At 49.0% G+C, this 13,991-nt stretch carries 7 protein-coding genes; 6 read left to right on the top strand and 1 reads right to left on the bottom strand.

Annotated features, from left to right (window positions below; all coding sequences use genetic code 11):
- The first annotated feature begins 7 nt into the window (after positions 1–7).
- The 5 genes from RQM65_RS07840 to RQM65_RS07860 all read left to right on the top strand — a co-directional run bounded on the left by RQM65_RS07840 (position 8) and on the right by RQM65_RS07860 (position 10,890).
- Positions 8–1,534 (top strand): RagB/SusD family nutrient uptake outer membrane protein, encoded by a 1,527-nt coding sequence (locus tag RQM65_RS07840; protein ID WP_314013957.1) that lies wholly within the window; start codon positions 8–10, stop codon positions 1,532–1,534.
- A 107-nt stretch (positions 1,535–1,641) separates the two neighbouring features.
- Positions 1,642–5,184, top strand: coding sequence for a VCBS repeat-containing protein (locus RQM65_RS07845; protein WP_314013959.1), 3,543 nt, complete (start codon positions 1,642–1,644; stop codon positions 5,182–5,184).
- Positions 5,181–8,705: a VCBS repeat-containing protein gene (locus tag RQM65_RS07850; RefSeq protein WP_314013960.1), complete on the top strand. Its 3,525-nt coding sequence runs from the start codon at positions 5,181–5,183 to the stop codon at positions 8,703–8,705. The genes RQM65_RS07845 and RQM65_RS07850 overlap by 4 nt, the downstream gene beginning before the upstream one ends.
- Positions 8,706–8,849: 144 nt before the next feature.
- A complete protein-coding gene (locus RQM65_RS07855; protein ID WP_314013962.1) occupies positions 8,850–10,142 on the top strand; it encodes a serine hydrolase domain-containing protein in 1,293 nt (430 codons plus the stop codon).
- Between the two features lie 79 nt (positions 10,143–10,221).
- The gene (locus tag RQM65_RS07860; RefSeq protein WP_314013963.1) at positions 10,222–10,890 is read left to right on the top strand and encodes a hypothetical protein; all 669 of its coding nucleotides are present in this window, start codon (positions 10,222–10,224) and stop codon (positions 10,888–10,890) included.
- A 157-nt stretch (positions 10,891–11,047) separates the two neighbouring features.
- Here the strand turns inward: RQM65_RS07860 and RQM65_RS07865 are convergent, their stop codons facing one another.
- Complete coding sequence (locus RQM65_RS07865) at positions 11,048–12,283, bottom strand: NAD(P)/FAD-dependent oxidoreductase (RefSeq protein WP_314016808.1); 1,236 nt, start codon at positions 12,281–12,283, stop codon at positions 11,048–11,050.
- 174 nt (positions 12,284–12,457) lie between these two features.
- Between RQM65_RS07865 and flxA the strand changes: the two genes are divergently transcribed.
- Positions 12,458–13,990, top strand: a complete 1,533-nt coding sequence (flxA, locus tag RQM65_RS07870) for a flexirubin biosynthesis tyrosine ammonia-lyase FlxA (protein WP_314013964.1) — start codon at positions 12,458–12,460, stop codon at positions 13,988–13,990.
- Position 13,991: the final 1 nt, after the last annotated feature.

Raw genomic sequence — 13,991 nt, forward strand, 5'->3', positions numbered from 1 at the left:
TAGCATTATGAAAAAATATATGATTCTTGCAAGCATTCTATTCCTATTTTCTTGCGGGGAAAAAGAATTAAATCTATTGCCGTTGGATAGGGTGACCACAGACTCTTTCTATAAGACCAGAGGCGATTTTGATGGTGCCCTGTTCGCTTCCTATTCCTCCATTCAGGATTTCTGGGGAATCAGTGCCGAAACATTGGGCGAAAATGGGGAATTCTGGAAAATTTCTGTGGTAATAACCGATGACGCGGCGGCCGATACAGAGCTTGCCGACGGAGTTTCCCAAGATATCGATTTACTGCAAATTCGATCGAGCGATGTTCCGTATGGAGCGGTCTATTCGCAAATTTACGAGGGTATCTACCGTGCCAATCTGGTTTTGACAAATCTGGACAGCGAAAACGAGTTGACCGAGGCGGATAAGACAATTTTGGAGGCAGAGGCCAAGTTTTTAAGGGCCTGGTTCCATTTTCAGGCCTTAAAACTCTTTGGAACCCCGCCCTTGGCCCTGGAAATAAACACCGACCTGAATAATCTTGCATTGCCCAATGCCTCACAAGATGAGCTCTATGCGTCGATACTGGACGATTTTGCGACAGCTGCTGCAGGTCTGCCCGAAGACTGGGGCAGTGCCGACCGTGGAAGGGCCACGGCATGGGCCGCCAAATCGTATATCGGAAAGGTGAACGTGTGGAAGGAGGATTGGCCGGCGGCCATAACCGCGCTAGCCGACGTAGTAGAGAATGGCCCCTATATGTTGATGCCAAATTATGCCGACAATTTCAACTATGATACGGAAAACAATATGGAGTCTATTTTCGAGATTCAGTTTGGTGGGCCATTTTCCGACGATAATATTTGGGTTTTCGACGACACCCATTCCGAAAACTTCAAGGCTTCACAAGGCTCTACCCGAAGCTATCATTGGGGTGCCGCGAACGGAGCGCCGGGGGGTAAACGTGGCTGGTTCATTCCGTCTCAAGATTTAGTGGATGCCTATGAACCAGGGGATGTTAGGGCGGAGGAGACCTATTATGAAGATGGCGATATGTACTATGTCTGGTCGAACCAGATGACCCAAGAGTTGCCCTATAACCCTGAATGGTCCTCCAACGGTCTCAGCGGAAAGAAATATCTGGGGGAGTATAACGCGGTCGGCGCGAACCGATCCCCCAATGAAGCAGCCGATTTCAACAACGAGCGTTGGTTCCGTTTCGCCGAACTCAAACTGTTATATGCCGAAGCACTTATTGAAGGCGGAGGCGACCAAGCTATTGCCAAACAGCAAATCGATGACATACGAGTCCGGGCGGGACTTCCCATTCTGACGCCGGATAGAGACCTTACCGAAGCCATGCGGCAAGAAAAACGGATCGAACTTGCCCTTGAGCCCCACCGATGGTTCGACATTACCCGCTGGGGTATTGGCCCGGATATCTTCGGTTCGGCGTGGAGCGAGAATTACAATGTGTTTCCGTTTCCGTTAACGGAAATCGATCGTTCCGACGGTCTTCTGAAACAAAATCCAGGGTATTAGACCTCGGGAATTGTGTCTAAATCCGTCTTTTAAGAGCTACCGGGAATCCAATCCATTTTTTAGATTGGATTCTCTCTTTATGGGATAGTTCGTAAATTTACTGACCCATGTTATATCCACCGGCGATCAAACGATATTACCCGTTTCTTTATTGTTGCCTACTCATGGTGACGGCTACCTGTAGGGATAGTTCCGACACCCTGTTCAAAGTCCATTATCCCGATGAATCGGGCATCGGGTTTGTCAACGCCCTCGATCTAGCCGACAGTCTTTCCATCCTCGATTTTGAATACATGTACAACGGGGCGGGAGTAGCGCTGGCCGACTTTGATCTTGACGGTTGGCAGGATGTCTACTTTACGGGCAACATGGTTGAAAATCGCCTGTATCGGAATCTGGGCGACAGTACCACCGGCAAGATAGGATTTACCTTTGAGGATATTACGGATTCGGCCCATGTGGGTGCCAGCGGTTGGTCCAATGGCGTCGCTATCGTGGATATCGACCAAAATGGCTATCCCGATATCTATGTCAGCCGTGGCGGTCCGCGCGATACGTCGGACAACGACCGCGCTAATCTGCTGTTCGTCAACCAAGGTGTTGTGGACGGTAAACTCTCCTTTTCCGAGGAAGCGGGGAAATGGGGGTTGGCCGATGAAAACTATTCGATACAAGCCGCTTTTTTCGATTACGATGGCGACGGCGACGTCGACATGTACCTCTTGAACAATGCCCTGGTCGATTTTGACCGCAACACCTCACGACCGAGGGACCTGACCGGAAACGCCCCATCCGCAGACCGACTGTATCGCAACAATGGCAATGGCTCCTTTGAGGACGTATCCCGATCGGCGGGCATCCTTACCGAAGGTTTCGGTCTCGGCGTGCAGGTCTGTGACCTGAATACCGACGGATGGCCGGACGTCTATGTCTCCAACGATTTCCTGACCGACGACATCCTTTATATCAACCAAGGGGACGGTACTTTTAAAAACAAGATCGGCGATTACATGAGGCACCTGACCTTGAACGGAATGGGCAACGATATCGCCGACATCAACAATGATGGGCTTATGGATGTGGTAGTTCTCGATATGCTGCCCCCCGACAACAAACGCCATAAACTGACCATGCCCGGCAACACCTATGACCGGTTTGAGAACGCGATTTCGCACGGATACCAGCCCCAGTATATCCGCAATACCCTGCAATTGAATAACGGCAACGGGTCGTTCAGCGAAATCGGCCAGATGGCCGGAATTTCGGCCACGGAATGGAGCTGGGCTCCCCTGTCTGCGGACTTCGACAACGACGGCCTGAACGACCTTTTCGTCACCAACGGGTATCGTCAAGATATCACCAACCTTGACTTTATAAATTACAGCGACCAAGAACTCAACATGGGCACCGAAGAGGCAAACCGTGAAAAAAGACTGCAGAAACTAAATGGTCTACCAGGCATCAAACTGCCCAATTTTCTGTATAAAAACGAGGGCAGCCTTAGCTTTAAGGATATTAGCGACGAAGCAGGCTTCTCAAAACCCACCTACTCCAACGGGGCAGCCTATGCCGATTTTGACAACGACGGTGATTTAGATCTGGTCATCAACAATGTCGACGACCCAGCGGGCCTCTACGAAAACAGAACGACCACCGATTTAACAAACGCTTATCTCCGATTCCGATTTAAGGGCAAGGCCCCCAATCTTCATGGTCTGGGCAGCCAGGTGGCGCTATATTACCAAGGGCAGCTCCAAAAAAAGTATTTTACGCCTTACCGTGGTTACCTTTCCACTATGGAACAGGTCTTACACTTTGGTCTTGGTCCAAATTCCGAAATCGATAGTGCGAAAGTCATTTGGCCGGACGGAAAAGTGCAGCGCCTCGAATCATTATCGGTAAACCAAGAAGTGGAACTGAAATACTCGGAAGCCCAAAAGTCCGAAATTCCTGACAATCCCTCGCAAAAACGTACTCTATTGGCAAAAACGGATAGTATCGGCCTGGATTTCAAACATACCGAAAATGACTTTGCGGACTATAGAATCCAACCTTTACTCCCACACATGCATTCCCGTAACGGTCCCGGGCTTGCGGTAGCCGATGTCAACGGCGATGGCCTCGAAGACCTTCTTGCCGGCGGGGCGTTGAACCAGTCAACTGCCCTGATGATTCAAAAAGAAGACGGAACTTTTAGGGCCGACTCGCTGACCGACCGCAACCACGAGGATATGGCCGCACTATTCTTCGATGCGGACAATGACGGCGACCAAGACCTCTACGTGGTCAGCGGCGGAACGTCAAAATCCGTCGATGACATTTCCTACCAAGACAGGATGTACCGGAACGATGGATACGGAAAATTCGAAAAGGTGCCCGCACTACCGGAACTTTATGAAAGCGGTTCGGTGGTCACGGCATCCGATTACGACAAGGATGGAGATCTCGATTTGTTCGTAGGCGGTCGAGTACGGCCCGGGGAATACCCCCTAACCCCGAAAAGCATTCTCCTAAAAAATTTTAGTACCAAAGACCAAATATATTTTGAAAGGGACAATCAGCCCATAGGGGCTACCTTTACAGAACTTGGAATGGTCACCGCGGCGCTTTGGACCGATTTTAACGATGATTCATGGCAGGACCTTATTGTCGTAGGCGAATTTATGGCCATTCGATTTTTTCGCAACGACCGTGGAAAACTGTCCGAGATAACGGACAGCACGGGACTCAAAAACACACACGGCTGGTGGAACAGCATCAACTCCGGCGATTTTGATAACGATGGTGACACCGATTATATTCTAGGAAACCTCGGTCTTAACAGCCGATATATGGCCACCCCTGAGGAACCTCTCTGTATCTATGCCAGCGATTTCGATAAAAATGGAAAGATTGATCCGGTTATGTGCCGCTATATTGACGGCAAAAACTATATAGCCCATTCCCGCAACGACCTAATCGACCAGGTCAGCGCAATGAAAGGGCGCTTCCGTACCTACTCCGACTACGCGAACGCTACCTTCGAAGAATCGTTTACCAAAGATGAAATCGCCAGTGCACAAGTCTTCAAGAGCGAAACCTTCGCCAATTCGTACCTTGAAAATTTGGGCGACGGCCAGTTCGAACTTTCCGAACTGCCCAGAAGCGCACAGATAGCCCCAATGTACGGTTCTCTGGTCGGCGATTACAATGGTGACAATAACCTCGATATACTGGCCGTCGGCAATTTTTACAGCGGTGAAGTCTTTTCAGGGCGCTATGATGCCTCGATCGGATGGCTGCTAGCGGGCAACGGCAAAGGAGGTTTTGAGTCCGTTGACGTATTGCTAAGCGGATTCTCGGTCTTAGGGGATGCAAAGGGATTGGTGCGCCTTGTGACCCCCGAAAAGGAACTGACGATCATCGGTATCAACGATGGACAACTGAAGACCTTTTCCCGTTCCCTAAAAAACGAATGGTATCGAATGAAACCCAACGAAGTGTCCGTTTTAATAGAATTTAAGAACGGAAGACGGCAAAAAACGGAGTTCCCGTACGGTACGAGCTACCTATCGCAATCGACCCGTACCCTATCGATTCCTCCGGATGCGGTATCCGTAAAAGTTATGGACATAAGAGGAAAGCAAATTGAAATAAGATCAGCACAATGAAACGTTGGACTGTACATATCGTGCTTTTGTTTTCTATGGCCCTGATCGGGGGCTGCGGCCACAACGCATCTGAACGCTTTCAACGGCTCGATGCCTCAAGAACAGGTATAGCCTTTGAGAATACCATCGAAGAGAACGACAGTATCAACGTTCTAGATTACATGAACATTTACACAGGTGCCGGCGTCGCGGTGGGGGACATTGACAATGACGGACTTACCGATGTGTATTTCAGTGGCAATAGCGTCTCCGGAAGGCTGTACCGCAACAAGGGAAATATGGAGTTCGAGGACATTACCGACAATGCTGGACTGTTAAATGATCGTTGGGGCACGGGAGCGACTATGGTAGACATCGATCAGGACGGTTATCTCGATATCTATGTATGTGTATCCGGCAGTGCCAAGGAGCCGGAACGCGCGAACCTGCTCTATATCAACAACGGCGACAATACCTTTACCGAAAAAGCGAAAGCCTATGGACTTGCCGACACCCGTCAAAGCATGCACGCCGCTTTTTTCGATTATGACAAAGACAATGATCTTGACATGTATCTTTTGGTCAACCAGGCCGCCTACGAGTACGAGGTGAACGTAAGCCGCCCGAAAGTGCTCGATGGCTCCTCGATTACGAACGACCGTCTGTACCGCAACGACGGTAACGGAAAATTTACGGACGTTACCTTGGATGCCGGAATTCTTGTGGAAGGCTATGGTCTTGGAGTAGGCGTATCCGATATTAACGGGGACGATTGGCCCGACCTTTATATTTCCAATGATTTTATTGGAAACGACATCTTGTACATCAACCAAAAGGACGGTACTTTCGTGGATAAAATTTCTGAACAGCTGCAGCACACCTCCTACGCAGGAATGGGTAATGACGTGGCCGATATCAATAACGACGGGAAGCCCGACATCATGGTACTCGATATGCGGCCGGAAGACAACAAGAGGCAAAAGCTAATCATCTCCCCCACGGGCTACGACCGCTTTCAGCTGATGCTCGACGCGGGATATGACCCTCAGTACAGCCGAAATACCCTGCAGATCAATCAAGGTGGCGGCCGTTTCAGTGAAATCGGATTTCTGGCTGGCGTAAGCAGCACCGATTGGAGCTGGAGCGCGTTGTTCGCGGACTACGACAACGATGGCCGTAAAGACCTGTACGTTACGAACGGCTTCCTGAGGGACCTCGGTAACCTGGACTATATCAATTACCAGGAAATCTATAACAACCCCTTGGGCGATATCGAGGCCAAGACCCGGCAAAAACTCGCCTCGATCACGGAACTGCCCAAGGCAGACCTGCCCAATTACGCGTACCGGAATACCGGCGGTATGGCCTTCGAAAAGGTTTCGGAAAGTTGGGGCCTGGATACGCCCAGTTGTTCGAACGGGGCCGCCTATGCCGACCTTGACAACGACGGCGATCTCGATCTGCTCGTCAACAATGTGAACCAGCCCGCCTTTGTCTATCAAAACATGGAAGAAAGGCTCAAGGACCATCATTTTTTACGCTTAAAGCTGGTCGGGAAACCCCAAAACCGCAACGGGATCGGTGCCAAGCTTAAACTAAGCGCGGCGGACACCGCACAATACTACCAGCATTATCTGAGCCGGGGCTACGAATCGAGCGTTGACCCGATCATCCATTTCGGGCTGGGACAGCATCAGAAGGTCGATACTCTTGAAGTCACATGGCCCGACGGTAGTTATCAAACTTTGACCGGGGTTTTCGCCGACCAACTTTTGACCCTCCGCCAATTGGAGAGTACATTGCTCGATTTCCCCTACAACAATCAGCCTAAAAATACCCTTTTCAAGGAGCTAAAGGACAGTCTGGATCCTGATTTCCGACATCGTGAAGACGACTTTGTCGACTTTAGGGTACAGCCCATCCTTCCCCACTTGCACTCCCGAAACGGACCGGGCATAGCGGTGGCCGATGTCAATGCAGACGGACGGGATGATTTCTTCATCGGCGGTGCGGCAGGTCAATCGGGACAGCTTTTTTTGCAAAGGCCGGATGGGGAATTTGAGTCCCAAAAATGGGTCGTCGACCCGGAGTACGAGGATATGGGCTCCCTTTTTTTCGATGCCGATGGAGATGGAGATAACGACCTTTACGTGGTCAGCGGGGGCGTTGTCGCACCGAACGACCCTAAAGTATATCAAGACCGCCTGTACCTCAACGACGGTTCCGGTCGATTTGCCCTGTCCGATGCGCTTCCTGAAACCACTGCCAGCGGATCTTGCGTTACGGCCAATGATTTTGATAAGGATGGCGATCTTGATCTATTTGTGGGTGGCCGTGTGCAGCCCGGCGCCTACCCCCTTCCTGCCACTAGTTACTTGTTGGAAAATGTTTCCGATCCGAATGTGGACCGACCCCGGTTTTCCGACATCGGAAGTTCTATACCCGGCTGGGAAAACCTGACCATGGTCACCTCCGCCCTCTGGACGGACTACGACAACGACGGGTGGACCGACTTGATTGTCATGGGCGAATTCATGCCGATTACCATTTACCACAATGAGAATGGAAAACTGGTATTTCAGGATGACATTCCGGGACTAAATAAGACCGAAGGCTGGTGGAACAGCATCAACGGCGGCGATTTCGATCGGGATGGCGACATGGACTATATTTTGGGAAATTTGGGACTTAATTCCAAATACCGCGCCTCGGCAGAAGAACCCCTGTGTATCTATGCCTCAGATTATGACAAGAACGGACAAATCGATCCCGTACTATGCTATTATATCGACGGAGAGAACCACTTGGCACATTCAAGGGACGAGGTTATCGGACAGATAAGGGCCATGGGAAGCCGATTTAAAACCTATGAGTCGTACTCGGAGACCTCATTTGAAAGGGCTTTTCTGCCTGAAGAACTGGAAGCCACCTATGTGGTCAAAAGTCATAATTTCGCCAACAGCTATTTAGAAAATCTAGGGAACGGAAGCTTTGCGCTTCGCGATTTACCCATAGGATTGCAGGTAGCCCCAATCCAGGGCAGCACCGTCTCGGATTTCGACCTGGATGGAAACCTCGATCTTCTCCTTACCGGAAATTCATACGCGACCGAAGCCGCTACAGGCCGTTATGATGCCTTTTTGGGCGCATTTGCAAAAGGGAAAGGCGACGGCACGTTCTTGAATATGCCATGGGAGACCAGTGGCTTTGTCAATCAGATGGATGCCAGCGGTCTGGCCTTGTTGAAAGGTGCAAACGGAGGCTATAAGGTTTTGTCCGCCAACAATGACGCGAACTTGAAGTTATTTACGACCGAATTGACATCTGAACCGGACCGGTGGATTACTGTGGAGTCAGACACTCAATTTGCCGAAATCGAACTGAAAGACGGCGAAATCTATAAAAAGGAGTTCTATTACGGTTCCGGTTATCTTTCCCAAAGCAGCCGAAGCATACGAATCAGCGAAAATATAGAGCAAATTCGGTGTATCGATACCAAAGGAAAAGTAAAAACGGTATATTCGAATAACGCCGATCAATAAACTTTGGCTTGAGATGGGCTAATAAAATGGTTCGTCTCACGCTAATTTCAAAGAATCGGGGTTTTTCCATGGTACTTGATAATTGCATCCATCCAAAATCAAGAAAGCCCTACAACTACTGTCCCCGAACATGAATTTCTTGTCATGAAAAAAACCGCCATCATCCTCTTTCTGTCCCTTTTGACCCTAAACCTTGCCGGCCAAACAAAACCCCGCCAAACCGCGGCGCCACTTTCGAAAGCATCGCCGGAGAGCGTAGGCATGTCACCCGAACGACTCGATAGAATAGATGTCATGCTCCAGAATGCGATAGCGGAAGACCAGGTGCCGGGCGCGGTGGCCCTGATTGCACGGAACGGGAAAATCGTCTTTCATAAGGCTTATGGTATGGCTGACAATCAAGAGAACAAGGAAATGGAAAAGGATGCCATCTTTCGGATCGCTTCACAGACCAAGGCCATAACCTCCACCGCCGTGATGATGCTCTGGGAAGAAGGGAAATTTCGATTGGACGACCCCATTTCAAAGTACATTCCCGATTTCGGGGAAGCACAGATCCTCGACACGTTCAATGAAGCCGATACCACCTACACCGTGAAACCCGCAAAGGACCAAATAAGCATTCGAGATCTGCTTACCCATACTTCCGGATTAGGGTATGGCGTTATCGACGGGGATCAGCGTTTCCAGAAAATCTATGCCAAGGCCGGGGTTACTGATCTGTTCACGACCGAGGACATTGCTATCGCCGAAAGCGTCAAAAAACTGGCGAAGCTTCCCTTGCACCACAATCCAGGCGACGCCTATGTTTACAGCGAAGGCTTGGATGTGCTGGGCTATTTCGTGGAGGTGGTTTCCGGTCTTCCTTTCGACGAATTTCTAAGAACCCGCCTGTTCGAACCCTTGGGTATGGACGACACTTGGTTCTATCTTCCCGAGGGAAAACACAAGCGACTGGTGTCAGTGCAGCGGTTCGAGACCGGAGAATGGGAGAAATATCCCAAAACCTTTTACGACACCGATTACCCAATCAAAGGGGCCAAACGCTTTTTCTCGGGCGGAGCGGGACTTTCAAGTACAGCGGAAGACTATGCGACCTTTTTGCAAATGTACCTCAACAACGGCGAACTTAACGGAAAACGCATCTTGAGCCGAACCACCGTACAAAGCATTATGAGCGACCAGACAAAGGGACTGTGGGGAGGTGGACTCAAGCACTACGGACTGGCCTTCGGCGTGGTCACTGGCGAAGGACAGGATGCCGGGGGTATCGGAAGTACCGGCACCTTTGATTGGGGCGGTTATTTTAATACCCAATATTTTGCGGACCCGAAAGAACAGGTTATCGGCATTTTGATGAAGCAGACCCAAGGCGATGTTTCCGATGAAACGGGATGGAAGTTCCGGCAGATGGTGTTTGCGGCTGTAGACGATTAGATTTTATTTCTCTGGCTCTAAAGGAAATTTATCAGCTATTTCAGCGTTGTCCGATACCTTCGATAAACCACTTAGAAACGTGCCCAAGAAACAGAATAAAACAAATTCATTTTTATTCGATACCTATCTACTGACTTTGGCGTCAAACAAATATGGCTTCGAATTCAAAATTACGGATACTCGTTCCAAAGTAGTAATTCAAAAGTACTCTGTTCTTAAGGATGAGGAAATTGAGTTTAATAATTCGCCCATGGTGCTCAATGGTTCGATTTTCAATAGATATCGAGAACTGGACGAAACAAAAAAGTTCATCCGGAAAATTAACCGAGCTAAGGTCGGAATCTCCCTATATCCGACAATTTACGGTTACGAAATTTCAGTTGGCGGTAACAAAGAAATTGGGAACATGGCCCCAATGGCCGCTATGGGACCGATTTCCTCATCCGGTTTCTCTCCATCAAATAGTTTTAACAATACATTTTACAGTTACTCTTATTTTGAAGGAAATAAGTCTATCTATACGACAGGATTATTCAATAAAGATTTTGAGCACATCCAGGATAGCCTACGTCCTACGCTATTTGACAGAATATCAGATTTTAAAGCATCCAGAAGAAAAAAACCTTATAATGAAACCATATTCAAATATAAATCAGGTTTGATGTGGGGAGAATATGACAGTCGAACCAATTCTTACAAATTATGGCAGTTCAAGAACGAAAATCCAGCAAAAAACCATGGGAGATAGAGCATTCTAGAAACACGTAATAGCGATTCACGAACGATAAAATTGCAGTAGTGACGCAGCAAGCCCTAAAACGCCTTGGTACTTCAGCAGATTCCTACCTCGGCTGTTATTTTTTTCATAGAGTAAACCGGCTGCAAGGCTACTCATAATTAATGCCTTAATGCCCTTTCTCCAATTCCGCCACTCGGGCAACGGTCTTGACCAGACGATGATGGTTCTTCACGAATGGGTTCGTCCGGTCCCAGACATATCCCGCTAGTACTGAGCAAATCTGCGCCTTGATGTCGGGGTTTTCGTTGCTGTCAAAAAAAATGGTCTGTAGATTTCCCGTGTACCATTCCTTCACGTAGGTGGAGAAGACCGCTACCCCCGCTTTCATGTGTTCGGTGTAATCGACCTCCCAGTCGACGGTTTCACCATTCAATTGTCGGGTGATCAATTTGGCGGCCGTCAAAGAGGATTCGGTGGCAAAAGTTACCCCGGACGAAAACACGGGATCCAAAAATTCCGCACTGTTTCCGGTCAGTACGAAGCCGTCTCCATAAAGTTTTTTGACCGATTTGGCGATGTTCTTGAGCATTCGGGGTTCAAATTCGTAGCCGATTCCCTCAAAACGATCGAAATAGTAATCCGATAGCTTCATCATTTCCTGAAGCTTTTCGGTGGTACTGCCCTCGAAAGATTCGAGATAATCGGTAGGGCCAACGAAGCCGATACTAGTATAACCGTTGGAAAAAGGAATGACCCAAAGCCAGGTCTCCCGACTAACGATATCGAATGTGATGATGGTACCCTCCCGCCCTTCCGGACGTTTTTCATCCTTGACATGAGTGAAAATTGAGGAGTTTTTGGTAATTTTGGAAGGCATATCGAGATTCAACAATCGGGGGAGCACCCGTCCATGCCCGCTGGAATCTACGATGAACTTGGCAGAAACGGTCGAAAGTCCGCCCTCGGCATCCTTAATAGTGGTGATCGATTCGCTTCCGTCGAATTCCACCGCGACGACTTCCTGTTCAAAAGCGATAGCTACGCCCCATCCTTCCAAGGTATCCGTCAAGGTTTTATCAAAATCCGCCCGCGGCACCTGCCAAGTCCAATCCCATCCATCCGTATATTTATTGCTGAAATCGAAATTGCACATTTTCTCGCCCCTCATAAATCGGGCCCCTCCCTTTACCTCGAAATTTTGTTGCTTTAAGGCATCCAATAGCCCGACTTCCTCAAAATGCTCCATACAGCGGGGCAAAAGGCTTTCTCCGATAACAAACCTCGGAAATTTGCTTTTTTCCACGACCTTGATCTGAAAGCCCTGATTGTGGAGATAAGCCGCGGAAACCGCTCCCGAAGGCCCTGCGCCGATAATCAGTACATCTACTTGCTCGTTTTCCATCATCTTGTATCTTTCCCTGAAACCTAAGGGTATCTTGTTGAAATACAAGGTAAAAATACGACATTCGTGGAGTAATTGTTATAAGTTTGCATATTGAAATTGCTATTTTTGCCGCCAGATTAACGGAAACTTACACGGGAGCCGACCGCGCTACCCAGATTCAACCAACCGCAAATGCCAAAGATCAAGGGAAAATTAGGTATTCAGGATTTTTACGATGCCATTTTTGATAATCGACCCGTTACCATAGACCCAAAAGCAACCGATACGGTCCGGAAAAGCTTCGAATTTTTAAAGGAATTTTCGAGGAACAAAATCATCTATGGCGTAAACACGGGCTTTGGGCCGATGACGCAGTACAAGATCAACGATTCCGAAATTGTTCAGCTGCAATACAACCTTATCCGTAGTCATGCATCCGGCACGGGCAATCCGATTCCCCCAAAATACGTAAAGGCGGCCATGTTGGCCCGCTTGAACACCCTGAGCCTTGGTAATTCGGGCGTACATTTCTCGGTCATCGATACCATGGTCGAGCTGATCAACAAGAACATTACTCCCCTTATCTACGAACATGGCGGAGTAGGCGCTAGTGGGGACTTGGTGCAATTGGCGCATTTGGCGCTGGTATTGATCGGGGAAGGCGAAGTATTCTACAAAGGGGAACGCAGACCGACCCAGGGCGTCTTCGAGGCCGAGGGCATCGAGCCTATCAAGGTAAAATTACGCGAAGGACTGGGACTCATCAATGGTACTTCCGTCATGACGGGTATCGGGATGGTGAACACCATTTATACCCGGAGGCTGTTAGAATGGATGATTTCGTGCTCCTCGGCCATTAACGAAATTGTCAAAGCTTACGACGACCACCTCTCGGATGACCTGAACCGGACGAAAAAGCATACCGGACAACGGGAAATCGCCCGTTCGATGCGCAGTCATCTAAAAGACAGTTCCCTCACCCGGAAACGGGAGCATCACCTGTACAAAGACACCAACAGCGACGTATCTGTTTTTACTGAAAAGGTCCAGGAATACTATTCCCTTCGTTGCGTCCCCCAAATTCTAGGTCCCGTTTTGGATACCCTGAACGAGGTGGAGCGCATCTTGATCGGCGAAGTCAATTCCGCCAACGACAACCCCATCGTGGATGTGGAAAAGAAGAACGTCTATCACGGCGGCAATTTTCATGGGGACTATGTTTCCCTTGAAATGGATAAGCTGAAAATTGTGGTCACCAAAATGAGCATGCTGGCCGAAAGGCAGTTGAACTACCTTCTCAACCCCCATCTCAACGGTATTCTCCCCCCTTTTGTGAACTTGGGGACGCTAGGCCTTAATCTGGGGATGCAGGGGGTACAATTCACGGCTACCTCGACAGCTGCTGAAAACCAGGCGCTGAGTAACCCGATGTACGTGCACAGCATCCCGAATAACAACGACAACCAAGATATCGTGAGCATGGGCACCAACGCCGCCCTGCTAACCAAAAAGGTCATCGAAAACGCTTTTGAGGTCATCGCGATCGAGATGATTACCGTAGTGCAGGCCATCGAATATCTAGACGTGAAAGATAAGGTATCGACCAAGACCAGAAATATGTACGACGCCGTTCGAACAATTGTTCCCCCGTTCAAAAACGACGAAATCATGTACCCTTATGTTAACCAGGTGAAGGATTATATCACTAACCACCGAAACAAATAGA

Origin of the sequence: Pricia mediterranea, from assembly GCF_032248455.1 — a bacterium.
Classification (GTDB): Bacteria; Bacteroidota; Bacteroidia; order Flavobacteriales; family Flavobacteriaceae; genus Pricia; species Pricia mediterranea.